The organism is Ruegeria sp. CDSA221, assembly GCF_059611825.1.
This window is the reverse complement of sequence record NZ_JBXWPK010000007.1, coordinates 120,825-143,878: the sequence shown is the minus strand read 5'-3', so window position 1 is coordinate 143,878 and position 23,054 is coordinate 120,825. Positions and strand designations below refer to the sequence as shown.

General features: G+C 57.0%; 25 protein-coding genes. 13 read left to right on the top strand and 12 right to left on the bottom strand.

All coding sequences use genetic code 11. The features are described from left to right. Positions 1 to 15: 15 nt before the first annotated feature. Positions 16 to 681, bottom strand: coding sequence for a flagellar hook capping FlgD N-terminal domain-containing protein (locus AC2FJ5_RS12910; RefSeq protein WP_496692545.1), 666 nt, complete (start codon positions 679 to 681; stop codon positions 16 to 18). Positions 682 to 683: 2 nt separating this feature from the next. Then, entirely contained in the window at positions 684 to 1,895 is a 1,212-nt protein-coding gene (locus AC2FJ5_RS12905; RefSeq protein WP_496793578.1) for a flagellar hook-length control protein FliK, read from the bottom strand. Between the two features lie 112 nt (positions 1,896 to 2,007). Between AC2FJ5_RS12905 and AC2FJ5_RS12900 the strand changes: the two genes are divergently transcribed. From AC2FJ5_RS12900 to AC2FJ5_RS12875, 6 genes are all read left to right on the top strand, one after another. Further along, positions 2,008 to 2,280, top strand: a complete 273-nt coding sequence (locus AC2FJ5_RS12900; protein WP_142637161.1) for a rod-binding protein — start codon at positions 2,008 to 2,010, stop codon at positions 2,278 to 2,280. Further along, the gene (locus tag AC2FJ5_RS12895; protein WP_496692543.1) at positions 2,273 to 2,632 is read left to right on the top strand and encodes a flagellar biosynthesis protein FlgN; all 360 of its coding nucleotides are present in this window, start codon (positions 2,273 to 2,275) and stop codon (positions 2,630 to 2,632) included. The genes AC2FJ5_RS12900 and AC2FJ5_RS12895 overlap by 8 nt, the downstream gene beginning before the upstream one ends. 209 nt (positions 2,633 to 2,841) lie before the next feature. After that, the gene (locus tag AC2FJ5_RS12890; protein ID WP_496692542.1) at positions 2,842 to 4,089 is read left to right on the top strand and encodes a flagellin N-terminal helical domain-containing protein; all 1,248 of its coding nucleotides are present in this window, start codon (positions 2,842 to 2,844) and stop codon (positions 4,087 to 4,089) included. 77 nt (positions 4,090 to 4,166) lie between these two features. Further along, positions 4,167 to 4,541, top strand: a complete 375-nt coding sequence (gene flaF / locus AC2FJ5_RS12885; RefSeq protein WP_271949611.1) for a flagellar biosynthesis regulator FlaF — start codon at positions 4,167 to 4,169, stop codon at positions 4,539 to 4,541. After that, positions 4,541 to 4,942, top strand: coding sequence for a flagellar biosynthesis repressor FlbT (gene flbT / locus AC2FJ5_RS12880; RefSeq protein WP_496793577.1), 402 nt, complete (start codon positions 4,541 to 4,543; stop codon positions 4,940 to 4,942). Before flaF ends, flbT begins: the two co-directional genes overlap by 1 nt. Then, positions 4,939 to 5,730 (top strand): DUF1217 domain-containing protein, encoded by a 792-nt coding sequence (locus tag AC2FJ5_RS12875; protein ID WP_496793576.1) that lies wholly within the window; start codon positions 4,939 to 4,941, stop codon positions 5,728 to 5,730. The genes flbT and AC2FJ5_RS12875 overlap by 4 nt, the downstream gene beginning before the upstream one ends. A gap of 61 nt (positions 5,731 to 5,791) precedes the next feature. On the opposite strand, the gene AC2FJ5_RS12870 is transcribed toward AC2FJ5_RS12875, so the two are convergent. From AC2FJ5_RS12870 to AC2FJ5_RS12860, 3 genes are all read right to left on the bottom strand, one after another. Beyond that, on the bottom strand, positions 5,792 to 7,363 hold the full coding sequence (locus AC2FJ5_RS12870; protein ID WP_496703283.1) for a DUF427 domain-containing protein: 1,572 nt from the start codon (positions 7,361 to 7,363) through the stop codon (positions 5,792 to 5,794). An 82-nt stretch (positions 7,364 to 7,445) separates the two neighbouring features. Then, positions 7,446 to 8,147, bottom strand: coding sequence for a winged helix-turn-helix domain-containing protein (locus tag AC2FJ5_RS12865; protein ID WP_496689945.1), 702 nt, complete (start codon positions 8,145 to 8,147; stop codon positions 7,446 to 7,448). After that, positions 8,119 to 8,406 carry a hypothetical protein gene (locus AC2FJ5_RS12860; RefSeq protein WP_142637145.1) on the bottom strand — a complete coding sequence of 96 codons (288 nt, stop codon included), beginning with the start codon at positions 8,404 to 8,406 and terminating at the stop codon, positions 8,119 to 8,121. Before AC2FJ5_RS12860 ends, AC2FJ5_RS12865 begins: the two co-directional genes overlap by 29 nt. 175 nt (positions 8,407 to 8,581) lie before the next feature. Here AC2FJ5_RS12860 and AC2FJ5_RS12855 point away from each other — a divergent pair, with 175 nt between their 5' ends. The 4 genes from AC2FJ5_RS12855 to AC2FJ5_RS12840 all read left to right on the top strand — a co-directional run bounded on the left by AC2FJ5_RS12855 (position 8,582) and on the right by AC2FJ5_RS12840 (position 12,536). Next, positions 8,582 to 9,070: a hypothetical protein gene (locus tag AC2FJ5_RS12855; RefSeq protein ID WP_496689943.1), complete on the top strand. Its 489-nt coding sequence runs from the start codon at positions 8,582 to 8,584 to the stop codon at positions 9,068 to 9,070. Positions 9,071 to 9,179: 109 nt separating this feature from the next. Further along, on the top strand, positions 9,180 to 9,797 hold the full coding sequence (gene rnhB, locus AC2FJ5_RS12850) for a ribonuclease HII (RefSeq protein ID WP_496692538.1): 618 nt from the start codon (positions 9,180 to 9,182) through the stop codon (positions 9,795 to 9,797). Positions 9,798 to 9,903: 106 nt separating this feature from the next. Further along, positions 9,904 to 11,007 carry a site-specific DNA-methyltransferase gene (locus AC2FJ5_RS12845; RefSeq protein WP_142637139.1) on the top strand — a complete coding sequence of 368 codons (1,104 nt, stop codon included), beginning with the start codon at positions 9,904 to 9,906 and terminating at the stop codon, positions 11,005 to 11,007. A 146-nt stretch (positions 11,008 to 11,153) separates the two neighbouring features. Beyond that, entirely contained in the window at positions 11,154 to 12,536 is a 1,383-nt protein-coding gene (locus AC2FJ5_RS12840; protein ID WP_496793574.1) for an adenylate/guanylate cyclase domain-containing protein, read from the top strand. Positions 12,537 to 12,620: 84 nt separating this feature from the next. Here AC2FJ5_RS12840 and AC2FJ5_RS12835 read toward each other — a convergent pair whose 3' ends face one another. Next, positions 12,621 to 13,757: an alkane 1-monooxygenase gene (locus AC2FJ5_RS12835; protein ID WP_496710519.1), complete on the bottom strand. Its 1,137-nt coding sequence runs from the start codon at positions 13,755 to 13,757 to the stop codon at positions 12,621 to 12,623. A 58-nt stretch (positions 13,758 to 13,815) separates the two neighbouring features. Beyond that, entirely contained in the window at positions 13,816 to 14,871 is a 1,056-nt protein-coding gene (gene mutY, locus AC2FJ5_RS12830) for an A/G-specific adenine glycosylase (RefSeq protein ID WP_496677842.1), read from the bottom strand. Positions 14,872 to 14,952: 81 nt separating this feature from the next. Between mutY and AC2FJ5_RS12825 the strand changes: the two genes are divergently transcribed. Continuing rightward, on the top strand, positions 14,953 to 15,459 hold the full coding sequence (locus AC2FJ5_RS12825) for a DUF721 domain-containing protein (RefSeq protein ID WP_496689939.1): 507 nt from the start codon (positions 14,953 to 14,955) through the stop codon (positions 15,457 to 15,459). Between the two features lie 14 nt (positions 15,460 to 15,473). Further along, on the top strand, positions 15,474 to 16,136 hold the full coding sequence (locus AC2FJ5_RS12820; RefSeq protein ID WP_282027812.1) for a DsbA family protein: 663 nt from the start codon (positions 15,474 to 15,476) through the stop codon (positions 16,134 to 16,136). Between the two features lie 36 nt (positions 16,137 to 16,172). Here AC2FJ5_RS12820 and lpxK read toward each other — a convergent pair whose 3' ends face one another. From lpxK to AC2FJ5_RS12800, 4 genes are read right to left on the bottom strand one after another with little or no spacing between them, the layout of a single operon-like run. Continuing rightward, entirely contained in the window at positions 16,173 to 17,171 is a 999-nt protein-coding gene (lpxK, locus tag AC2FJ5_RS12815; RefSeq protein WP_496793573.1) for a tetraacyldisaccharide 4'-kinase, read from the bottom strand. Continuing rightward, on the bottom strand, positions 17,158 to 18,393 hold the full coding sequence (locus tag AC2FJ5_RS12810) for a 3-deoxy-D-manno-octulosonic acid transferase (RefSeq protein ID WP_496709376.1): 1,236 nt from the start codon (positions 18,391 to 18,393) through the stop codon (positions 17,158 to 17,160). Before AC2FJ5_RS12810 ends, lpxK begins: the two co-directional genes overlap by 14 nt. Then, positions 18,390 to 19,190, bottom strand: a complete 801-nt coding sequence (locus tag AC2FJ5_RS12805; protein WP_496709377.1) for an inositol monophosphatase family protein — start codon at positions 19,188 to 19,190, stop codon at positions 18,390 to 18,392. Before AC2FJ5_RS12805 ends, AC2FJ5_RS12810 begins: the two co-directional genes overlap by 4 nt. After that, positions 19,177 to 20,523 carry a TldD/PmbA family protein gene (locus AC2FJ5_RS12800; RefSeq protein ID WP_496793572.1) on the bottom strand — a complete coding sequence of 449 codons (1,347 nt, stop codon included), beginning with the start codon at positions 20,521 to 20,523 and terminating at the stop codon, positions 19,177 to 19,179. Before AC2FJ5_RS12800 ends, AC2FJ5_RS12805 begins: the two co-directional genes overlap by 14 nt. Before the next feature lie 155 nt (positions 20,524 to 20,678). On the opposite strand from AC2FJ5_RS12800, the gene AC2FJ5_RS12795 reads away from it, so the two are divergent. After that, positions 20,679 to 21,422, top strand: a complete 744-nt coding sequence (locus tag AC2FJ5_RS12795; protein WP_496709379.1) for an FkbM family methyltransferase — start codon at positions 20,679 to 20,681, stop codon at positions 21,420 to 21,422. Between the two features lie 35 nt (positions 21,423 to 21,457). Here AC2FJ5_RS12795 and AC2FJ5_RS12790 read toward each other — a convergent pair whose 3' ends face one another. Continuing rightward, positions 21,458 to 22,987: a DUF2125 domain-containing protein gene (locus tag AC2FJ5_RS12790; RefSeq protein WP_496793570.1), complete on the bottom strand. Its 1,530-nt coding sequence runs from the start codon at positions 22,985 to 22,987 to the stop codon at positions 21,458 to 21,460. Positions 22,988 to 23,054: the final 67 nt, after the last annotated feature.

Here is a 23,054-nt window from a genome sequence, read left to right as displayed (position 1 = left end):
GTCGTTAACCGTAGATCAAGCTCCTGTTCGCACCGCAGTGACTATTCCTGCTGGCACCACCTCTCCGCCGGCGAGCGTCAGCAAAACGGCATCCGTGCCCACCTGCGCCTCGAGCACCTGATTATAGGCCGAGGCGAGACGTTCAGACAGCAGCTCATCGCCGTCATAACTTTCCATCGTTGCAGTGTAATTTCCTGCCGGTAACGGGGCGCCATCGTCATCGGTTCCGGCCCAGACAAACTCGGATTCCGTCGTTGAAACAGCGATGCGTTCAACGACCTCGTCCGAGTCGTTGCGGATCACCATAAAGGCGCTGTCCGCCCCGGGGTCGGCCTGCGCATACAGCGTTTCTGGTGAACCGTCGAAATGAAAGGCCGAGGCGGTTCGCACATCCATCCCGACCCAGCTGGCAAGCTCTTCAAGGTTGACGCTACCAAGTGAATAGGCAAGCGCAGTAAGCAGATCGTTGGTTTGAACCTGCTGCTCGACCATCGAGAATTGAGCCAGTTGCGAGGCGTATTCCGATGAATCCAGCGGCTCCAGCGGGTCTTGGTTGCGGGCCTGGGCGGTCAGCATCAGAAGGAAGGTTTCAAAATCCGAGGCCAGGCCGGATGTTCCAGATTTCGCCGAAGACTGTGCCTGCGCGGCGGTAGAGCTTGTATTCTGTGCGGGTGTGATCATGCTCAAAGCCTCATATCAACGCGGCCACTATGGCCGATCCGGGTTAAGACCGGCTCGCTGGCCTGATCCATTTCGGTCTGGGTTGTAGTCAGTCCGGATTCTGTGCGCTTGTCCGCGCTTTCGGGCTGGTCGTCCGACGACGCGCCCAGATTGAAGGACAGATCGCCCAGGCCTAGGTTTTTGAACTCAGCCTCAAGAACCGAAAGATGTCGCCTCATCATTTCCAGAGTTTCCGGCCGCTCGGCTGCGATCGTCATCTGCAACCCGTCATCCCGGCCATTCATGACGATTGAGATCTTGCCCAGCTCTTCCGGATTCAAGGTCAGTTGAATCGTGCTGGATTGTGGTCTTGCATGTATCGCAGCGGCCATCTGCCCCGCGATTGCCCGCGCCGTTTCTGCCCGTGCTGAGGTTAAAAAGTGCTGATGGCTTGCTGACGTATCTCGTGCCGTTGAAAATGGCTGGCTTTCGCGCGCGGTCAGAATCCCCTCGGCGTCGGGGTCTGATACCAAATCAACGTCCTGCACCTTGGCAGACGTCATCAGTTGCATTTGAACAAGTGTCGGAACGGATTGTGTTGTCGGCGGTGAACCGGTGGCTTTGGGAGCCTGAGCCGCATCGGGTGTATCTCGCGAAACCAGCTTTGGTTCTGGCACTTCGGGTTTTCCGGGCGCAGAATCCGAGGGTATCGACGCCTTGGTCCGATAGCCCTTTGCAATAGTGGTTTGCGGCAGATTGTGTTCCGGTTTTTGCTGTGCGGTTTTCGCCTGCAACAAAGCCGGAACCTCAGATCGGGCGCGCTGCGCCGCGTTTCCAAGCGCATCACCCCGAGGATCGGGGGCCGCATTGTTTGGCGCTGCGAGTATTACGGCCTTGTCAGGTTCGGGCAGCGATGCCGGCGTTTCCTCAGGTGCCATCTCTTCGTCCTGCGCCGGCGGGCGGGCGGGCGGGTCAGTTACAGGTTTTCCCGACAGGCTGGTGGCAAGATCAACAGAGTCTTCTTCGACCACATCCTCTTCAACCTGCACCTCGGCATTAATGGTCAGTTCGGGCACGTTCTCATTCAAGCTGTCACCTTCGGAACGCTGCAATTCCTGCTCCATTACCTCAGCAAAGGTGTCAGCCCCTTCCGAGATTGGGTGTCCCTTGGCGGCAGTTTCAGATTTTGCGGCGCTGGCGGTCGAGGATGTGGACAATATAAGAGGGTTGGGCATTTTGCTCCGGCTCCGGTTTGCGTAACCAGGAATTTGCCCGCAGGAAGTTACGTTTATTTTAACCGCTTTCATCTTTGATCCAGAAAGTTCGATGCAATTTTTGGAGAAAGCTATGAAGCTATCTGGTATTCCAGCGGCGCCGCAGCCCTTGTCTGTTGAGCAAAAGCTGAAAGATGCTGCGGTAGAGCTTGAGGCGGCGTTCCTGTCTGAAATGCTTAAGTCCGCAGGTCTGGGCGAATCCCGAGATTCGTTCGGCGGCGGTGCGGGTGAAGACCAGTTTTCATCGTTTCTTGTTCAGCAGCAGGCACTGCAGCTTGCCAGGTCCGGCGGTGTTGGCCTGTCCGAAATCCTGTTTCAGTCCATGATGGAGAATACCAATGCCTAACAAGTCTGAACATGACCTGATCAAATCTCTTGAAGAAGTTCTGGACCTTGAACGCAACGCCTTGGTGACCGGGGATCTGGATCGGTTGAATCACATGGCCCCGGAAAAGGAAAAGCTGATCGGTGCGATCAATGATCTTGAGGTGATTGATAGTGATGAACTGATCGGGGTTCAAAAGAAAGTCGACCGGAATCAGGCTCTGCTGAACAGTGCGGCCGAAGGGATTCGGGCGGTTGCCGGGCGCATGGCTGAACTGCGCCGAGTGCGTCAGGAATTCAGTACTTATGGAGCGGATGGGCAACGCAGCGATTTTGCCGTTCGCAGTCACGCAAAGCTGGAAAAGCGGGCCTAGCACGAGGATTGAATCAAATCCGAACTTTCGGATTTTCGAGTCTTAGCACTCCGTTAGGGGATCGGCGTCAAAGGTGATCCTGCATCTGGAAAACTCAGGTGGCGCGAACAGCCCGTCGGCGGGTCGCAGTGATCAGAAAGACGTCAAAGCCCGCACATGTTGCGGGGTAAGCAAGGGCGAAAAGGCCCGAACGGAAAAGGAAGAAAGCTATGTCCAGCATTCTGACCAACAATGGCGCCATGGTTGCGCTGCAAACCCTGAAATCGGTCAACAAGAACCTGGCGCAGACCCAGAACGCGATTTCAACTGGTAAGGACGTCGCCACAGCCAAGGACAATTCAGCCGTCTGGGCGATTTCCAAAGTCATGGAGTCGGACGTTAAGGGGTTCAACGCCATCAAAGACAGTTTGGCACTGGGTGAATCGACCGTTGCGGTGGCCCGGAATGCGTCCGAGACAGTCACTGACTTGCTGTCCCAGATGAAAGAGAAGATCGTTGCGGCACAGGAAGACAACGTTGACCGCGGCAAAATCAATGACGACGTGACTGCTCTTAAAGATCAGATCGCATCGGTGGTTGGAGCGGCGCAGTTTAACGGGCTTAACCTGGTTGACGGTTCGGCGGGTACAGCCTCGATCCTGTCGTCTCTGGATCGTGACTCCAGTGGCAACGTAACCGCATCTTCGATTTCGGTGGCCTCGCAGAACCTGTCCACAGGTGGGTATGCCAGCAAAGGTGTTCTGGCCGGCTCGGACAACGTCACAACCGACAATGACGCCGCGGGCTTCACGATGGACAAAGCTGGTGGAACCGGCGACATCGTGGTGGACAGTTCAACGGACAACTTTGCTGCTGGTGACAAGATCTCGATCACTATTGGTGACAAGGTTGCGTCCTACACGGTGCAAGCTGCTGATCTGGACCCATCTGGAACATATGACGCCGCTTATACGGATGCCATTGTTGCCGTTGGCCTGAAAAATCAGATCGATTCCCTGGGGATCACGGGTGTCGCAATCGACTATGACTCGGCCAACCCGGGCACTTTGACATTTGTAACCGGTGCTGCGACGGCTGGCGCCGACGCTGATCGGGACGTTACTGTCTCGGCGCAGTTCACCAATGCCAATGCAGGTGGCCTGGGGGCGTTGGCTTCGATTGATGTTTCGACAGATGCTGGTGCTCAGGCGGCGCTGGGTACTATCGAAACCTTGATCGACACGTCCATTGATGCATCTGCGGCGTTTGGTTCGTCTCAGGGCCGGATCGAAACGCAGAAAGAATTCATCTCGAATCTTTCTGACTCGTTCAAGTCCGGTATCGGAGCGCTGGTTGACGCCGATATGGAAGAAACCTCGGCCCGTCTGCAGGCCCTGCAGGTACAGCAGCAACTGGCAACGCAGTCGTTGTCGATTGCCAACCAGGCGCCGCAGTCGATCCTGTCGCTGTTCCGCTAAGTTCAGGACCCTGGCCGGGGCGTGGAAACGCGCCCCGGCTTTGACCGCCGTAAGACGGCCTTTTGGAAGGATTTCAAGTGACACCGCAAACTCTTGCACAACGCGCCTATGCGCAGACCGCTGCTCCGACGCGCACACCGCGTGATACGGAATATGAGGCGATTTCCAAGATCACGCATCGGTTGAAGGCTGCGGCCGCGCGGCACAAAACCGACTTTGGAGCGTTTGTTCAGGCTTTGCATGAAAACCGGAGGCTTTGGTCTGTGTTGGCAAACGGGGTCGCCGATTCCGATAACGCCTTGCCGAATGACCTTCGCGCCCGGATTTTCTATCTAGCTGAGTTCACCGAACAGCACAGCAGCCAGATACTCAGCAATAAGGCTTCGGTAGAGCCCCTTCTGGAAATAAACATGGCCGTTCTTAAAGGCCTTCGGCAAATGGGTGCGAACTGATGGCGGGTTTGGTATTGAAGCTTGCCCCAAAAGAACGGGTGCTGATTAATGGTGTAGTTGTGGAAAACGGCGATCGTAGAGGTCGGTTTTCAATCATGACACCACAGGCAAATGTCCTGCGTTTGCGCGATGCGATACACCCTAACGAGGTGAACACACCCGTTCGCAGAGTGTGCTATGCGACGCAACTGGTTCTGTCTGGAGACATGGAAGCTGAAAGCGCCCGCCAACAACTGCTGCGTCGGGTGGAAGAGTTGAGCCAAGTGTTTACGGATGCGGACAGCCGCAGAGTTTTGGCCGAGGCAACCGAAGCTTTGTTGGCCGAGCAATATTACAAATGCCTCAAATCCCTGCGTGCTTTGCTACCGCGAGAAGAGCGCCTCATGGCTTACCAGCAATGACCTTTCAGCCGGTCATACCCTCAGGTGGCATTGTTGGCTGGCGGTTCCTTCAGCGCACCTACGAAGGCCAGTTGAACAGCTTTTCCTCTTCGACGGTCAATGAGCGTGAGGCGACGTATTTCCGGGAAAACATCGGCAAGGTTCAGACGGCTGAAGATCTGGTTTCTGACCGCCGGCTGCTACAGGTTGCCTTGGGCGCATTTGGTCTGGAGGGCGACATCGACAACCGCTATTTCATCCAGAAAATCCTGTCAGATGGAACGAGCGCAGATGATGCTTTGTCCAATCGCCTATCTGACAAAAGATACCGTGAATTCTCTGAGGCATTTGGGCTGGGCCCTGGCGAAATTCGAAGAACCATTCTTTCGACATTTATGGAGGATATTGCCCGGGACAACGTGACCTCGCGCTTTGAGGTCGCCGTGGGTGAACAGGACGAGTCAATGCGCATATCTCTCTATGCACAACATGCGCTGGCTGAGTTGGCATCGCAAGACAGCAGTGGTGACACGAAATGGTTCGACTTGATGGGTCTACCGCCGTTGCGAAAGATGATGGAGACGGCGCTTGGGTTGCCCTCAAGCTTTGGTCAGTTGGACATCGACAAGCAGCTTGAGGTGTTCAAGGATAGGTTGTCGAACCTGACTGGATCTGACGATTTAGCGCAGTTCGCGGATGAAGAGGCGATCGGGGATTTGACCGACAGATACCTTGCGCGCAGTCAGATCGCGCAGCTTCAAAGCACAATTTCCCCGGCCCAAACCGCGTTGCTTCTGCTGGGCGGATAGTCCTACGTCAATCGCAAGATGCCTCTATATCAAGCGCTGGCGCTCTAAATTTCTACCACAACTAGCTATTCAGGATCGCGTCCGCTGAGGTTTTGAGCGCGTATGAGCACACGGGTTGTGACACGTTGTGCAGCTTGACCTCTCCAAGTGGCAAAGCGTCAGTGCAGGCCGGCACGATGTCTTTGGTCACAACAATCCTGTGATTCACGATCTTGCTGTATTCCCCAAGTCGGGCGGCGACGTTCGCAGCTTGTCCGATTACGGTGAAGTCTAACCGTTCGCGCGACCCGATATTGCCGTAGGTTACGCGCCCATAGGCGACGCCAATCGAACAATCGCAATGCATGTCGGACCCAGACTTGCGCAGCTCTCCTAACCTTTCAACGATTCCAACTGCTGATCGCTGCGCGTTTTCGCGGGCTAAGGCAGAATCTTCGCCTGCCGGGAATACAGCAAGAACAGCGTCCCCGATGAATTTCAGAACTTCACCACCGTTTTCGTCGACGATGTCCGAGACCGTTTCAAAGAAGTCATTCAGCAGATTGATATAGGCGGCGCGGCCCAGCTTTTCTTCTAACAGGGTAGAATTGCGCAGGTCGCAGAACATGATGGCGGCATCAATCTCATCCCCGTCGCCACGACGGATTTCTCCGCCCAGGACACGCGCGCCGGTCCGCTTTCCGACATAGGTTTCCAGCAATACCTGGGCGTTTTCGCGCTGCATGAAGACTTCGTAGAACCGGGCAATCACCGAGGAGCATTCGAACACCAGCCCAAGATTGGCCGTTGTGAACCCGTCGGGGTGATCGCAAGTCAGCGTCAAGACATTGGTGCGCCCGTCGGAAAATGGCAGGGGCATCGCGACATAGTCAGTCGCCCCTTTGGCGCGCAGGTCTTCCATGATTGGAAAGCTGTGCTGAGGGTTCTCGTCATTCAGCCTTTGGCGCACGCCGCCCATACCGTTGGACACGTGGCGCAGAGGGCTGTTGATATAGGCGGGGTGGTCGTGGATTTCATAGGTGGGCACATTGGTCGAAATCTCGGCCTCACCCTTTTCCCAAATATAGTGTTTGCCCGCGATCAACGGATGTAAGGACCAGGCAAGGATACTGAGGCGCTGAATGGCAATTCCATGTTCCAGCATCTTCTCGGCCAGCGCTTTGGTGAATGCTTCGGGCGTGCTGAGATCACTGGCCCCCCGCATCAGCCAATCAATCAGCGGCCCGCTGATATTGCCGTCTTCCGGGTTGCGCAGGTTGTTTTCACCCAGCTCAATCCGCGTATATGCGGTGGGCATAAAGCCGATATGGCCCTGGATCGCGGCGCTTTCGGGCAGGGCGTTCTCGTAAGCCCAGACGGAGTTGGCCAATCGTTGACCCGCCAGAACGACATCGTGGTAAGTGGCGGTGCCCTTGAACGGGCAGAATGTCTGAAGTTCGGTCTCATCGCTGAGATCGACATGTACATCCTGACGGGGGATGTAGATCATCGGCGGCAACCGAGTTTCGTACATTACCTTGGCATCAAAGCTTTCAGCCAGAAGGATCTCATCCCGGTAGATTGCGATACGGCCGACAAGTGGTTCGACCGAGATCCCATAGCCTTTGATATTTGGAGTCACGTGAACGTTCATAATCATCCTCCCTGGCACGGGTCTTTATAGGATGGGCGTTTGATCCGTGTTTTCCAAGGGGCAGAGCAGGATTTTCCCAATATCAAATCATCTGAATGACGTCTTTTTCAATCGACAACATATAGCCTTTTTTAGCGATGTTCTTGACCAGCAACTCGCTGACCATCTGATTGCCCAAAGCATCGCGCAGGCGCTTGATCCGCGTCGCGCCAGCAGCCTCGTCACAATCAGCGGTGCTTTTGCCGGAAATCATCGCCTCGATCTGAATGCCGGATAGTACCTCGTCATCCAACCGGGATTCGGCAAGAACTGACAGGGTTTCCATCGCCGACGCAGTCAGTTTGAAATCCATGTTATTGAGATAGACGGTATTCTCTTCCCGGCTGATCAAAAGTGAAGTGACCTGAATCCCAGTGCGCTCAATCTGTGCCATGCGTCGGTTCAACAGCACCAGCATGACCAGAAACACCAGCGCAGCAATCAGCATTGCAGTGGCGAAAACCAGCAAAACAAAGATAACCATGCGGTAACTGGACAATGTATCGGCAAAGGCAGTGCCGGACTGGGCCAGAATCTCGAGTAGGCGAATCTCGGTCTGCGAGGTCAGATCACTCTCGACGAACAGACGTTCGACGCGGGCATTGAACGCGTTTGCATCTGGCAATGTCCACAACAGAAAGGCGGCAGAGGCCACAAGTATGACAACGATTACCGTGATGCCCGCGCCAACCAACCTGACGCCCGAGCGCCGTGCCTCAGTAACGGAGATAGAATTTTCCGGCATTGGCCTTCCTTTTATCCAACCCTTCCGGCCCAAAAACGGACATGACGTTCAGCAGGGTCCAGCCCGAGCCGCGCAGCCGTTGTGCGACCTCTTTTTTGGCTTTTCCTTTGCCGCAGGATGAAACCTGCATGACGCCATAATGCAGACGCAACGGATTGTCCTGCTTGGCCTTGTAATCGGCATAGCAATCCGCCGCTGACGCCATGGAACCAAGCGATATCAGGGCCCCGATGGCCAGAGAAGAGAGGATCTGTTTCATAGGCCGCATCCTGCGCATGGCTTTGGTTGATATTCAATAACGCAAAGGGGTTTCGCGGTCTGATATCGGATAACAAAACGGCGTTATTGCTTGTCTGAAGGGGACACCCCCAATGTCGGGTTATCGAATTTACGGACTGTCATCACGTCCACCGAGTACCCGAAAGGACAGCACCATGCATAAGAAATTCATCGCTCTGATCATCGCCTCTGCAGTCGCAATCACCGGCGTTTCTGCATCCCAGGCCCGTGCCGCTGATGCAGAAGATATTCTTGGCGGGCTGGCGGCGATTGCCTTGATTGGCGCTGCCATCCATCATTTTGACAAGCAAGGCGACAGCAAAAAGGTTACCCGCAACTACAACCACGTGTATCAGGCCCCCAAACAGCACATCCAGAGGACCCCCAGGCATCGGCCGAACCATATCCGTCCCTTGCCCGAGCGCGTTGCGCGCTATAGTCTGCCGCAACGGTGCATGGAAACCTTCAAGGGCTATGGCAAAAAGCGCCCGCTTCTGGGGACGCGCTGCCTGGATAAGCACTACAAATACGCCAATAGCCTGCCCAAAAAGTGCAAGGTCGGTTTCTGGAATGGCAATAAGGTCAAGCGGGCCTATGAACCCGCCTGCCTGCGCCAACAGGGATACCGCGTCGTTTACAAGTAATACGGTTCGAGCAGGAGTGGTGCCTTAGAAGCATCACGTCGGAGAGGGCAGCGATTGCTGTCCTCTCTTTTTTCTTGCGCAATGGGGGAAAACAGGATTTTCCCAAAACATGACCACACCAGATTATGAGATTGAAAAAGCCGCTCTTGCGCAGGGATATCTGCGGATTGCCGGTGTCGATGAGGTTGGCCGAGGTCCGCTGGCCGGTCCTGTTGTGGCGGCGGCGGTGGTCCTGAACCCCGCGGAAATTCCCCAAGGTCTGAACGATTCAAAGAAACTCTCGGCCAAGCGCCGGGCCGCATTGGATACTGCCCTGCGTGGCTGCGCCGAATTCGCGGTGGCCGAGGCTTCGGTGGCCGAGATTGATGAGCACAACATCTTGCGTGCCTCGCATCTGGCAATGGAGCGCGCGGTGGCGGCGCTGGATCCCCCCCCTGATTATCTGTTGATCGACGGAAATATGATTCCGCGCGGACTGGCCATTCCGGCGCAGGCAGTGGTCAAAGGCGATGCCCATTCCGTGTCGATCGCCGCAGCTTCGATCCTTGCCAAAAACTGGCGCGATCAACTGATGGTGGATTTGGCGCAACAGCATCCGGGATACGGCTGGGAGACAAATGCCGGTTATCCGTCAAAACAACACAAGGATGCGCTGCGAAATCTTGGTGTGACCCCTCACCATAGAGTTTCGTTCAAGCCCGTCCACAATATGTTGTATCAAGAGTAAATCGTAAGCCGCTGATTCAAAAAAGAAATTGACGGCGAATCGTCTTTGACTCATCCTTGTCTCAACCAAATGAGCGCATAAGCGCCGTGGAACTTGAGGCAGCGATATGACAACGACCACCAAAAAGGGCGCGACAGCGCTCCCTGTAAACACGATTCTATCCGGGGACTGCATCGAAGTGATGAACAGTCTGCCCGAGGCTTCGGTTGACCTGATTTTTGCCGATCCCCCATATAACCTGCAGTTGAAAGGGCAACTGCACCGCCCCGATAACAGCCAAGTGGATGCAGTCGATGATCACTGGGACCAGTTTTCCAGCTTTGGCGTCTACGACCAGTTCACGCGGGAATGGCTGAAGGCGGCCCATCGCCTGCTGAAGCCCAATGGCGCCATCTGGGTGATTGGATCGTATCACAACATTTTCCGCGTTGGGTCTGCGTTGCAGGATGCAGGGTATTGGATCCTCAACGATGTAGTTTGGCGCAAATCGAACCCGATGCCGAATTTCCGTGGCAAGCGGTTCACCAATGCGCATGAGACAATGATCTGGGCCTCCAAGCGTGAAGGGGCGAAATACACCTTCAACTATGAGGCACTGAAAGCGTTGAACGAAGGCGTCCAGATGCGCAGCGACTGGGTGCTGCCGATCTGCACTGGCCATGAACGGCTCAAGGATGAAAACGGCGACAAGGCGCATCCGACGCAGAAACCAGAATCATTGCTGCACCGCGTGCTGGTTGGATCAACCAATCCGGGTGACGTTATTCTGGACCCGTTCTTTGGCACCGGGACTACGGGGGCCGTGGCCAAGATGCTGGGTCGCGAATTCATCGGGATCGAGCGCGAAGAAAGTTATCGCAAAGTGGCCGAAAAGCGCATCGCGAAAGTGCGTAAATTCGACCGCGAGGCGCTGGAGGTCAGCGCCAGCAAACGCGCCGAGCCACGCGTGCCCTTTGGCCAGTTGGTCGAACGCGGCATGCTACGCCCGGGCGAGGAACTCTATTCCATGAACCAGCGTCACAAGGCCAAGGTCCGCGCCGATGGCACGCTTGTGGGGCAAAACATCAAGGGTTCGATCCATCAGGTCGGTGCCCATCTTGAGAATGCGCCCTCGTGCAATGGCTGGACTTACTGGTGCTTCAAGCGCGACGGCAAAACCGTGCCGATCGACGTCTTGCGTCAGCAAATCCGGTCCGAGATGCACAACTGATTTCACCAATACCGCCGGTGCCTGTGGCCTGACACAAGGCACTAAGCCTTGCCCCGCCGATCAACGGCGGGGTCTTTTGTTTCTTTCCCTGATGAGTTCCGATATGAGCCTATTGAAGCAATCGGCGCAGTGTAGGAGCTTTCGCAATGTCGGACACAGCAGCCAGCGAACCTCGGGCTAGGCGGTTCTTTTTCACCCGTCCGAACGAAGTAGAAATCGAGAATAAATACACCGAAGCTGCGCTGGAACGGCACAAGCGCGAGGGGCTGGAGCTTGCTGTCCGGGCCCGCTGGATCGCTATGGGTCTGACTGGCCTTTTGCTGATATACCTGAACCCGCATTGGGAGGTCCTTTGGTATCATTTCATCCTTTTGCTGATTTGCGCAAATGGCTGGATGATCCGACGGGCAGGCCGTGTGGGGCAATCTCGGACAGAGTTGCTACTAATCTTTGTTGACCTTTTGATTATGACTTTGGGGATGATCATTCCCAACCCGTTCAGCGATGATGTGCGCCCGTTGGCGATGCAATTCCGGTTTGACAACTTTCAGTATTTCTTCGTCATTCTTGCAGCAGGAACCATGGCCTATTCCTGGCGCACGGTGATTGCCATAGGCACATGGACTGCAATAATCTGGACTACCGGATGGGTGATCGCCTGGTGGGTTGCGTTTCCGATTCCCGGCATAAGTGAGAAAGTGGCCGAGGCCTTGCAGGGGTATCCGGATGTAGCCGAAATGTTGGATCCAAATAGTTTCAGATCTTCGATCCGAATCCAGCAAGTGATTGTGTTCTTGATGGTGGCGGTGACGCTGGGCGTGTCGATGCGGCGACTCAATCATTTGCTGATGACCAATGCTGGGTTGGAACGGGAACGAGCGAACCTGTCGCGATATTTCTCACCAAATGTGGTGGAGGAACTGAGCCAAAATGATGATCCGCTCAAACAGGTGCGAAAAGAGAATGTCGCAGTGCTCTTCATAGATATTGTGGGGTTCACCAAATATGCGGCGGGTCGTGATCCTTATGACGTGATCGAGGTGCTGCGTGGATTTCACGCCAGGATGGAGGCCGAAGTGTTCCGCCATCATGGGACATTGGACAAGTACTTGGGCGATGGTCTTATGGCAACTTTCGGGACCCCGGTGACGACACCGTTGGATGCGACCAACGCGGTATCCTGCGCGCGCGGCATGGTGACTGTGATTGACCGGTGGAACATAGAACGTAGACGTGCCGGAGAGCCCGAGATTCATGTTGGCATCGGTGTCCATTATGGCTCGGTTGTTCTGGGGGATATTGGCGCCAACCGTCTGGAATTTGCTGTGATCGGTGATGCGGTAAATGTCGCTGCGAAACTTGAGGCAATGACCCGCGAGCTGCAGGTCCGGATCGTGCTGAGTGATGCGGTGCGCCTGCAGCTTGAGCAGGAAGGGAGCAGTGCCTCCGAACTGACAGCCGAATTTACCGAAAACAAGGGCCACCCTGTGCGCGGTGTTGAATACCCGATGGATATCTGGGTGATGTAGCTCAAGGCTCTCTCGTCGATGGATCACGCATCAAAGACGCAGGGCCAGTCGTTGGGCCGGGCAGCGCGCCGAGGCGCGCTGCGGTCAGGACCCTGGCATCGGGTTTTGTGACTTGTTGTAGGGTTGCCAGTCTGTGACTTCGGGGTAGTACCTGCGCCGCCAATCCCGCACACGGGGGTTCATGACACGCCGCCAGAGCGGTGGGATCATCGCGGCGATCGTCATCACTGGGTATCCGTAGGGCAGTTGCGGTGCGGTGTTCTGATCGTGATGTTGAAGCAGTGGAAATCGACGGTTGGGTTTGTAGTGATGGTCCGAGTGGCGCTGTAGATTGATCAGCAGCCAGTTCGACGCTTTTTGCGACGCGTTCCACGAATGACAGGGCAGGACGTGTTCGTATTTCCCCTGGCCTAGATATTTTCGGGTCAGCCCGTAATGTTCGACATAGTTCACCAGTTCAAGCTGCCAGATGGCGACGCCGGCCTGAATCAGGAACAGGACAAGGCCGGACCATCCGCCAATCAAACCTGCCAACGCCAGCAAGCCGCCCTGTAATATCCAATACCGCCAGAACGGGTTTGTGCGGTCCGTCCAGGGGCGGTCCTTGCGCGCCAGTTTCTCGCGCTCGGCATGAAAGGCGGAGGCCAGACATTGCCACAGAACACGCGGATAGAAGCGATGAAAGCCTTCGTTGTACCGTGCTGTTACCGGATCGCGCGGGGTTCCGACATAGCGGTGGTGAACCAGCAAATGTTCGGACCGGAAGTGCGAGTACAAGACCATGGCCAGCAGGATGTCGCCAAGCCCGCGCTCCAGCCGGCCCTTCTGATGCATCAGTTCGTGGCTGTAGTTGATCCCAATCGTTCCCGAGATCACGCCCATGCCAAAGAACAGGCAGATCTTTTCTGGTGAAGACAGGTGAGAGCTGTGCGTCACATACCAAAGCAGCCCGTAAAGGGTCAGGAACTGTACCGGAACCCAGGCTTTGGTCAGCAGGATATACCAGCGCAACATGCTGTCCGGCGTATCTGGGTCCGCATTTTCGAGGTCGAGCCCGGTGAGCTGATCCAGCGCCGCAAATATCCACCATGTTGAAAGCGGCACCAGCAAGACCCACCAGCCACCCACAAAGGCCGTGGCCCAAATCAATGGAATCAGCAAAAACGAGACCCAGAATGGAAGGGTGGATTGCCAGCGAGTCAATGTTTCAGATGCGATCATCAAAAGCTCCGGTCGACGCGGGACAGACTATCCGTAGGTCGTGTTTCAGCATAATGTGTTACTGGTTGCGCCAGAGGTCAAATGCCTTGCGCATGACCGTCGGAAGATCGCTGGGCCGAAAGGCATGTTTATCAAGCAAGATCATGTCCTCCGGTGCCGCACCGGGCGGTAAAGAGGTTGCCCAAACCTGCAGGATCAGGTGGAAATGCGTGAACGTGTGGCGCACTTCGCCCGGTAGAACGCGCCAGTCCGCCGCAAACGGCGCGGTGTCAGACGGCGCATCGGACCATTCGGATCCCGGCCATCCCAGCATACCGCCCAAAAGCCCTTTGTCTGGGCGGCGTTCAAGCAACATCGCCCCGTCCGCTGTCTGGGTGATGTAGACATGGCCATAACGTGTGGGTTTTGGCTTTTTCGGTGTTTTGCGGGGCAGATCGGCCTGGGTACCCGCAGCGTGGGAGCGGCAACGCGTGCGCATTGGACATATCCCGCATGCCGGGGATCTTGGGGTGCAGACAGTCGCACCCAGATCCATCACGGCCTGTGCATAGTCGCCCGGACGCACCGCTGGGGTCAATGCAGCTGCACGTTGCTTGAGTTGTGGTTTTGACCCCGGCAGCGGATCGTGAATGTCGTATAGGCGGGCTATGACACGTTCGACATTGCCGTCCAACACGGTTTCCGGACGATCAAAGGCAATGGCTGCAATCGCGGCGGCTGTATACGGGCCTATGCCCGGCAGGTTCAGCAGCTCATCGTGTGAGTCGGGAAAACAGCCATCATGGCTTTCAACCACAACGCGCGCGCATTTCAGCAGATTGCGGGCGCGGGCATAATATCCCAGACCGGCCCATTCCCCCATGACCTGCTCGTCAGGCGCTGCGGCCAGTGATTCAACTGTCGGCCACCGAGATGTGAACCGCAGGAAATAGTCGCGCACCGCTGCCACAGTTGTCTGCTGTAGCATGACTTCGGACAGCCAAACCCGATAGGGGTCAGGACGCATTCCGGAAGACCTATCGGCAGGACCGATGCGCCATGGCATTTCACGGGCATTGCGGTCGTACCAGGCCAGCAACTCATCGCTGAAGTCAATTTCGTGGGTGTCACGCAAGTTTTACATATCTCCTTGTCGGGTTTCGCTGGCGCCCGGTGTTCTGCCCTTTACAATAGAGAGACAGGAGTTGGAAACCAGATGCAGCCCAGACGTTCTTCGACACGCGGCTTTAAACGTACTGCGACATTGCTGAACGGCCAGATCAGGCGCGCCGGGGAAAGCCGGGGATTCGCCGTTTCACGCCTGTTGACCCATTGGGCCGAGATCGTCGGACAGGATGTGGCCTCGATCGCGCGGCCGGTTAACGTAGGCTATGGCAAGGGCGGTATGGGGGCCACGCTGACGGTGCTGACCACCGGCCCGCAGGCGCCGATGCTGGAAATGCAGAAGGAACAGCTGCGCGGTAAGGTGAATGCGGTCTATGGCTATAATGCGATTAGTCGGGTGCGCATCACCCAGACGGCTCCTACAGGATTTGCCGAGGGGCAGGCCAGCTTCGACCACAAGCCGAAACAGGCGAAACCCACAATCGAACCAGAAATTGCAGCCGAGGCAGACCGGGCTGCGCAGGGCGTCCATGATGGCGATCTGCGTACAGCCCTTGAACGTCTGGGCCGTAACGTTTTATCCAAGCAAAAACGCTGAGAAAGGGCTGATTCATGAGCCGTATTGCAATCGGAATCTGCGCGGCTGTCGCCATAGCCGCAGGTGGCTATTGGCTGTCGCTGTCAAATTCCTCTCCGTCCAACCCGCTGGTCAGCAGCGCCGAGGCACAACAGGCCGATCTGGACACTTCGACCATCATCGAAATGGTGCAAGGGTCCGCGGACGCGCCCGTCGAGATCATCGAATATGCGTCCTATACCTGTCCGCATTGCGCGAGTTTTCATCAGGGGCCGCTGAAGAAAATCAAAAAAGACTACATCGACACCGGCAAGGTCAAGTTTACCTACCGCGAAGTGTATTTTGACAAATACGGACTTTGGGCCTCAATGGTCGCGCGCTGCGGCGGCCCCGAGAAGTTCTTCGGTATCTCCGACTTGATCTACAAGGATCAGGCTGAATGGACCCGTGCTGGTGGACCTGCGGAGATCGTGGATGAACTGCGCAAGATTGGACGTTTAGCTGGGATCAGCAATGACCAGCTTGATGCTTGCCTGCAGGACGGAAATCGTGCGCAGACCTTGGTGGCCTGGTATCAGGAGAACGCAGAACGCGACGACATCAGAGCAACCCCATCCTTTATTGTGAACGGCAAGAAGGTCGACAATCAGTCTTACGAAGAATTCAAAAAGCTGATCGACGCCGAACTGGGCAGCTAAATCCAAATACGACCGGCCTGTCAGGGCCGGTCGCCTTCAGGGCGAAGGCGCGACCTGCAGTAGCAACTGTTTGACCCGGTCGCCCTCGTCCATATTCAGCCGGACTGGTAGGGTGATGACTTTGCTGCGAAAGGCGGCTGGCAGGCGGACCGCATCTTTTTCCGTCGTGACCATCTGAGCGCCCAGCAGGCGCGCTTCATTCTCTAGCCGTGTCATCAGGGCCGGTGTCAGGGGCTGGTGATCGTCCAGCGCCTTGGCCCGCAGCAGGGTGGCGCCCTGTTGGCGCAGGGTGGCAAAGAACTTCTCCGGATGGCCGATACCGGCAAAGGCCAGAACTGGCGTGTCGGTCCATTCCATTCCGGTCTGCAGCGGCTCGACCGCGCCGGTGGCATGCGGAACCGTCAGCATGTCGCCCCAGCGGGCGGCGAACCTTGTCTGCGCGTCTGTGCCGCCCAGCGACAGCACCAGATCGGCCCGTTGCTGCCCCACATTGATCGGTTCCCGCAGTGGACCCGCAGGCAGGCACAATCCGTTGCCGAACCCCCGCTCGGCATCCACTACGATGACCGAGAAATCCTTGGCGACCGAGGGGTTCTGAAACCCGTCATCCAACAGGATTACCGTTGCCCCGGCCTGGGCAGCGGCTTTTGCGCCCGCGGCGCGGTCCTTGGCCACCCAGACATCCGCAAATGCGGCCAGCAGCAGCGGTTCATCCCCGACTTCTGCCGCCGTATGTTTGCCAGGATCGACGCGCACAGGTCCTGTCAGTGCGCCGCCGTGGCCTCGGGTGACAACATGGGTCTGATGCCACGCGTCCCGCAGCTGTTCGATCATCCAGATCACGGTTGGTGTTTTGCCGGTCCCGCCTGCATTCAGGTTTCCAATGCAGATAACGGGGACGCCTGGGTTGAAACCTGTTTCCGAGGCCAGCCTGCGGGCTGTCGCCGCCGCATAAACCCGTCCCAACGGGGACAGCAGCCGGGCCCTGAGGTCCAACTGATCCGGAGCGGTGTTCCAAAAGTCAGGTGCCCGCATCGTCGGTGCTCCGTTCGTCCAGATAGTCCTGTACCAGTTCGATCAGCTGATCTGATTGCGGCGCGCCGTCGGTCACGATCTGCCAGCCTGCCAAAGCCATATCCGCCGCGCGGTCAGGCGCAAGTAGCTCTACCACGGCATCCCCAAGTTCGGTTGCGGTTCGGACCGTTAAAGCGGCGCCTGCCTGGTCCAGCTGATCGTAGGCTGTCTGATGCTGGTCAACATGTGGGCCATGTATGACAGCCGATCCCAGGGCGGTCGCACCAAACGGATCCTGTCCCCCGTCGCCCCGTTCGAGCGAGTTGCCGATAAAGGACACTGCCGAAACACGGTACCACAAGCCCAAAACCTCTGGGTCCGAGGACAAGACGACCTGTGTGGTATCTTCAATCATGCCGCCATCGTCCCAGTTGATGCAGCGCAAGTCCATGGCTTCGAGCCGCCGGTGCAGTGGGGCGGCTTCCTGTATGTCGGCGACATGCAGGATTAAGGTCAACCGGGGCAGCATCCGCATGGCCTGACGGTGGGCGCTGAGGACCGAGATGAACTCTTTATCCTTCACCCAGGCCGCGAGCCATATGGGTCTGCTTGAAAAGGCGTGATTGGTTTCGATCAGTTCGTCTTCGGGCCACGGAGAAGGGTTCGGACTTATCAGCAGAGGAGGCGCCTCGCTGACCTTGGTGAAGGCGATTCCCAATTTGCGGATCTGCCGGGCCGTTTCGTTGCTGGTAGCCAGAATTCGTTGAAAGCAATCGAGAGTGTACCTGCTGATATCGGGCAGCCACCGGGTCCCACGCGCGGTGTTCAGGTCGATTTCAGCTTCGATCAGGATCAACGGCACTTCGCGCTCGTGGGCACGGGTAATCACATTGGGCATCAGCCCGCCGCCAACCCAAATGCCAATATTCGGACGCCAATAGTCCAGAAACACCCGCGCGGCGCCGGTTTGTTCCGAAGGTAGGTTCACAAGAATGTATTTCGCGCAGTCCCACTGACTCAGGTCCGCTTCGGGTGGGGCCGACAGGACAACCGACAGGCCCGGGCGCGACTGCAGCAGCCTGTGGCAGAAATCCATCATCGCGCGAAGGCGACCCGGATTGGCGATGTGAATCCAGATCAGATCTCCTGATGGTCGGGGCACATAGGGTTGGTCCCCGTTGCCGGGTACGCCCCACGAAAGCACGCGATAGGCCGCCAGACTAAGGGATCGCGGTTTGCTCATGGCGCAATGCCCGCACTGTCTGGGTCAATCTGATCCGCCAGTTGCCGGTGCAATGGCGGGTTTGCCGCGATGACACCATTCAGGCGCGGATGTGGGTTGTTAAAGCGCAGTGGGGCGCCAAGCCGGTCCGTACATATGCCACCTGCCTCTTGGACGATCAAATCCCCTGCCGCGATGTCCCATTCCCAGCTGGGGCGCAGTGTCAACATTCCGTCAAAGCGACCCTGCCCGACCAATGCCAACCGATAGGCAAGCGACGGGCGATAGTTTCGACGGAATTGAGGAACCCGGCCCTGACACCAGTGCCGGCTGTCCAGATTGGGTTTTGCGGCCAGAATCTCGGCCGTCGTGATGTCTTGGGTGTCCGATACGACAATCGGCGCGCCGTTTAGTGTGGCCCCTTGGCCCTTGGCCGCTGCATACAACAGGTCACGTAAGGGCAGGTAAATGACCGCCGCCGTCACCTGACCATGTTCCGCCACAGCCAGGGAATGCGCCCAGGTTGAGGAACCTTCGGTGAAGCTACGGGTGCCGTCGATCGGGTCAATGATAAAAACCCGGTCCTGGGACAGGCGATGCTGGGTGTCCTCGGTCTCTTCGCTGAGCCAGCCGTAACCCGGTCGCGCAGAGGGCAAGCGCTGTTCGAGCATCGCGTTCACGGCCAGATCAGCCTCGGTTACCGGGCCTGCACCATCGGGCTTATCCCAGCGTTGTGCTTTTGCCCCGGAATACCGTGTTGCGATCTTTCCAGACTCGCGCGCGGCGTCAATCAGCAGGGGCAGGTCAGTTGCCGGCAAGTGTCATTCCCTCGATCAGCAACGATGGGACCACACGCGACAAATAGGGGCGGGCGTCATTCGCCGGAATAATCCGCAGAAGCATATCGCGCAGATTTCCGGCGATGGTGCATTCGTTGACCGGATGGGTGATCTCTCCGTTTTCGACCCAAAAGCCCGAAGCCCCACGAGAGTAATCCCCTGTATTGGGGTTGATGGTCGATCCGATCATTGACGTTACCAACAGTCCGGTGCCCATATCGCTCAGCAGCTCTGCACGGCTGCGCTCGCCCTGTGTCAGGCTCAGGTTCCAGTTGCTGGGCGACGGAGGTCCAGACACGCCCCGCGTAGCATTTCCTGTCGAGGCCATCTTGAGCTTGCGTGCGCTGGACAGGTCCAATGTCCAGCCCGTCAATACACCGTTTTCGATGATCGCCCGGCGTTGTGTGGGCAGGCCTTCGGCATCAAAGGGGCGCGACCCGGACATGCGCGGGCGATGTGGGTCTTCGATCAGCGAAAGATATTCCGGCAGAACCTGCTGTCCTAGGCTATCCGACAACCAGGACGAGCCGCGCGCGATGGATGTGCCGTTGCTGGCGCCCAGAAGATGCCCGATCAGCGACGAGGAAATCCGTTCATCGAACAGAACCGGATAGACGCCTGTTGCAGGCTGGCGCGCGCCGACCTGTGCCACTGCACGTTCGCCTGCGGTCCGGCCAATCTCGTCCGGGCTGCGCAAATCGCTTTGGAAGGTGCGGCTGTCGCCGTCATAATCGCGCTCCATCCCGGTGCCCTGGCCCGAGATTGCCACGCAGGAGGTCGACCGGCTGCTGCGCTCATACCCGCCGGAAAAGCCGTTGGTTGCGGCCAGATGCACGCGGTGGGTGCCATAGGCAGCTGCGGCATCCGACACTTGAGTGACACCGTCGACCGTAAGCGCCGCGGATTCTGCTGCCAAAGCGTCCTGCAATAGGTCTTCGGCTGTAGGTTCGGGCGCAGGATCGCGCAGTTCCAGCGCTTGAATATCCCAATCCCGGATCAGCTGAGCCTCATCCGCCAGACCGGTAAAGGGGTCTTCGGGCGCTTCGCGGGCCATGGCAACGGCGCGTTCGGCCATGGCCGTCAGGGTTTCGGGGCGGCTGTCGGAACTTGAGACGATGGCCTGACGCTTGCCCAGAAACACCCGCAGCCCCAGATCGGTGCCCTCGGACCGCTCGGCGGCCTCAAGCGCGCCAGAGCGTACCTCTACCGAGACCGAAGACCCGTCCAGCACGATGGCATCCGCAGCCTCGGCCCCGGCCTTTCGGGCGGCATCCAGCAGGTGTTGGCTGATCTCTTCGGGTGTGCGCGTCATGTGGCCTCCGGTCTTGTTTCTTTGGACCTATCGTCCGCCCGTCCGTCCCGCAAGACCTGCGGTCATTTTCGGGGGTTTGCAGAAAGGCCAGAAAGGCGAATTTCGCATGTGGCTGCAATAATTCCGCTGTTTTGTCCGTAGCCGTAGGTTAGTAGTTGATCCAACTGGATGAGAATGAGACGACTGGGCAGGAAGAACGGGCAGGCCACAACATGCAGAACAATCTATCGCTGCGCGGGGTTGCGATCCCCGATGATCCGCAGATCATTACGCCTAAGGTCAAGCGTTCAATCCTGGCCGAGCGTTACGAAAAAGACGAAGTGACCGGTCTGCCGAAATTCATCGACGCGAAGGATCGCGTGGTAGAGCTGGGCGCTGGGATCGGCTTCATCTCATCCTATCTGGTGACGCAACTTGGTGTACGCCACGCAATGTGCATCGAGGCGAACCCGACGCTGTGTGAATTCATCGGCCGTGTCCACAAGGCAAATGACATTGCGAATGTCGAGGTGGTGAACGCGGTTGCTCTCGGCGATACACGGGTTCCCGGAACCGCCCGATTTTACATACGTGAACCGTTCTGGTCCTCATCTCTGGACCCTGATCCGGACTATGTCAGAGAGGTCAGCGTGCCGGAACGTCCTCTGTCAGAAATTCTGCGGGACTTTGAAGCCAACGTGCTGATCGTCGATATCGAAGGAGGCGAGAAGTTTCTGTTCGACGGGGTCGATCTTGTGAATGTCCAGAAAGTCTATCTTGAGGTCCACACCCGTAAGATCGGATTGCACGGGATCAAGGCTTGTTTCGATCATCTTTCGGCACTTGGGTTTGCCTACGATCAACGTGTCAGCAGCGGTGGGTCGGTGCTGTTCCGGCGTGTTCGCCGGCGCTCGTCGTAAAAGGGAAGGCAGCCGGGCCGCCTTCCCTGTTTCTTTTATTTGATGCGCTGTCCATTGGCCAGAATTTGACCATCTTCCTTGAACTCGATTGTCGAATTCAGCGTGTCGGGCTCTTCCCCTGGCACTGCCATGAGACCCATCATCATTCGCGCGCCCATTGCGTCTTGCTCGGCAATCAGACCCATACCGATCAGAGTGTCGATCAGGGCATTCGCACCAACCAGTTGCAGGTTCGCAACGCCAGCGGGGGTCGGCAGACCGCCCAGTTCCTCAGTGTTGGAATTGTCGAAGGTGAAGTCACCATCGCCGGACAGTTCCGCACCGACCATAGAGACCAGCAACTCGTTGATCGTCAGAGAGTGCAATTCACCCGGCGCTTCGTCCGCAAACTCAAGCGCCTCTACGGCCTCGGGGTCAAAGAAGTTGGTCAGCACTTTGGCCGTACCGGAAAGGTCCAGCGCAATCGTGGCCGGATCGCGTGGCAGGGCGGCTGCAGGGTCAAAAAAGCTCCACAGCACGTCTGACATAGTGAAGTCCGTCAAGTTTATCGCCAGCCCAAAGGGTTGAATCTCTTCGGATTCCTGTACCGGGAATTCGAACTTGAAACCGCCACTTTCCATGGCAATTTCGATTGGAAAGGGCAGTTCCGCCGTTGTTACAGCAATTTTGGCGCTGTTTTGTTCGACGTCATAAGCAATTCGGTTGGCGTCGATGCTGCCGGAAAGCCGTCCGCCTTCGGATTCGCTGGCCATCGAAAAGTCTTCGCCTTCGCTGCTGCCCGCCATCGAAGACTGGCCTGATCCGTAAGTAAAGAGACCCGAGAAGGCAAAGCCAGCGTCATAGAATGCCTGCGGGTCAGAGAAATTGAAATCTGAAGGGATAATGCTGGTGCCGTCGAAGGCCAGATCGCCAAGCGTGCCGTCGAATTTTCCAGCGTCGTCGCTTTCGGGATCCTGAAATGCCAAGCTGTAGGTCATCTCTGATGCCGTAAAGCTTTGGTCGACATCGCGGTTTTCGCCGATCTTCATTTGCGAGCTGCCGCTCACATCCGCCATTTCAAGGTAGCCACCAACCACTTCGGGCGGCAACGTTTCACCGTCGACTTCGATGTTACCCAGTTTGATTCCAAGGCTGTCTGCAGAGTAATCGTAAGTCACATCATCCGGATCGCCAGAGACGGTCATAACAAGCCCGCTGTGGAGGTATTCGATATCGACTGTAAATGACTCGTCCTGACCATCGACATTGCCGGTGACGGTCATGGGGAAACTTTCCGGGACACCAATATTGACGCTCCCGTCGCCATTGTCGGTGAGGGTCATTTCAGGCATGGCCATGCTGAACGATCCCTCTTCTTCCGGGAGATCCATCGACATCGTCAGGTTTTCGATGGTGATACCATTGCCGGTATCTGTCTGGTCACCTGATACAGTATAGCCCATCTGCGCCAGATAGGACTGCCAGTCATCCCAGACTTCCTGTGGAGTAACGTCGGCAAGCGCCCCCTGCGAAATGACAGTGTAGGCCAGAACTGCGCCGCAGGTGCGGCGGAGAAAAACGGACATCATAGAACCCTTCTTGATCAAATTTGCGCGCATGGTGATGCCGGTGGCGGCGGGCGTCAAGGGGGAA

Excerpts from the sequence above, each read along its gene's own strand:
- AC2FJ5_RS12910 (WP_496692545.1), bottom strand. The coding sequence starts at position 681 with ATGATCACACCCGCACAGAATACAAGCTCTACCGCCGCGCAGGCACAG.
- AC2FJ5_RS12905 (WP_496793578.1), bottom strand. The coding sequence starts at position 1,895 with ATGCCCAACCCTCTTATATTGTCCACATCCTCGACCGCCAGCGCCGCA.
- AC2FJ5_RS12900 (WP_142637161.1), top strand. The coding sequence starts at position 2,008 with ATGAAGCTATCTGGTATTCCAGCGGCGCCGCAGCCCTTGTCTGTTGAG.
- AC2FJ5_RS12895 (WP_496692543.1), top strand. The coding sequence starts at position 2,273 with ATGCCTAACAAGTCTGAACATGACCTGATCAAATCTCTTGAAGAAGTT.
- AC2FJ5_RS12890 (WP_496692542.1), top strand. The coding sequence starts at position 2,842 with ATGTCCAGCATTCTGACCAACAATGGCGCCATGGTTGCGCTGCAAACC.
- flbT (WP_496793577.1), top strand. The coding sequence starts at position 4,541 with ATGGCGGGTTTGGTATTGAAGCTTGCCCCAAAAGAACGGGTGCTGATT.
- AC2FJ5_RS12875 (WP_496793576.1), top strand. The coding sequence starts at position 4,939 with ATGACCTTTCAGCCGGTCATACCCTCAGGTGGCATTGTTGGCTGGCGG.
- AC2FJ5_RS12870 (WP_496703283.1), bottom strand. The coding sequence starts at position 7,363 with ATGAACGTTCACGTGACTCCAAATATCAAAGGCTATGGGATCTCGGTC.
- AC2FJ5_RS12865 (WP_496689945.1), bottom strand. The coding sequence starts at position 8,147 with ATGCCGGAAAATTCTATCTCCGTTACTGAGGCACGGCGCTCGGGCGTC.
- AC2FJ5_RS12860 (WP_142637145.1), bottom strand. The coding sequence starts at position 8,406 with ATGAAACAGATCCTCTCTTCTCTGGCCATCGGGGCCCTGATATCGCTT.
- AC2FJ5_RS12855 (WP_496689943.1), top strand. The coding sequence starts at position 8,582 with ATGCATAAGAAATTCATCGCTCTGATCATCGCCTCTGCAGTCGCAATC.
- rnhB (WP_496692538.1), top strand. The coding sequence starts at position 9,180 with ATGACCACACCAGATTATGAGATTGAAAAAGCCGCTCTTGCGCAGGGA.
- AC2FJ5_RS12845 (WP_142637139.1), top strand. The coding sequence starts at position 9,904 with ATGACAACGACCACCAAAAAGGGCGCGACAGCGCTCCCTGTAAACACG.
- AC2FJ5_RS12840 (WP_496793574.1), top strand. The coding sequence starts at position 11,154 with ATGTCGGACACAGCAGCCAGCGAACCTCGGGCTAGGCGGTTCTTTTTC.
- AC2FJ5_RS12835 (WP_496710519.1), bottom strand. The coding sequence starts at position 13,757 with ATGATCGCATCTGAAACATTGACTCGCTGGCAATCCACCCTTCCATTC.
- AC2FJ5_RS12825 (WP_496689939.1), top strand. The coding sequence starts at position 14,953 with ATGCAGCCCAGACGTTCTTCGACACGCGGCTTTAAACGTACTGCGACA.
- AC2FJ5_RS12820 (WP_282027812.1), top strand. The coding sequence starts at position 15,474 with ATGAGCCGTATTGCAATCGGAATCTGCGCGGCTGTCGCCATAGCCGCA.
- lpxK (WP_496793573.1), bottom strand. The coding sequence starts at position 17,171 with ATGCGGGCACCTGACTTTTGGAACACCGCTCCGGATCAGTTGGACCTC.
- AC2FJ5_RS12810 (WP_496709376.1), bottom strand. The coding sequence starts at position 18,393 with ATGAGCAAACCGCGATCCCTTAGTCTGGCGGCCTATCGCGTGCTTTCG.
- AC2FJ5_RS12800 (WP_496793572.1), bottom strand. The coding sequence starts at position 20,523 with ATGACGCGCACACCCGAAGAGATCAGCCAACACCTGCTGGATGCCGCC.
- AC2FJ5_RS12790 (WP_496793570.1), bottom strand. The coding sequence starts at position 22,987 with ATGTCCGTTTTTCTCCGCCGCACCTGCGGCGCAGTTCTGGCCTACACT.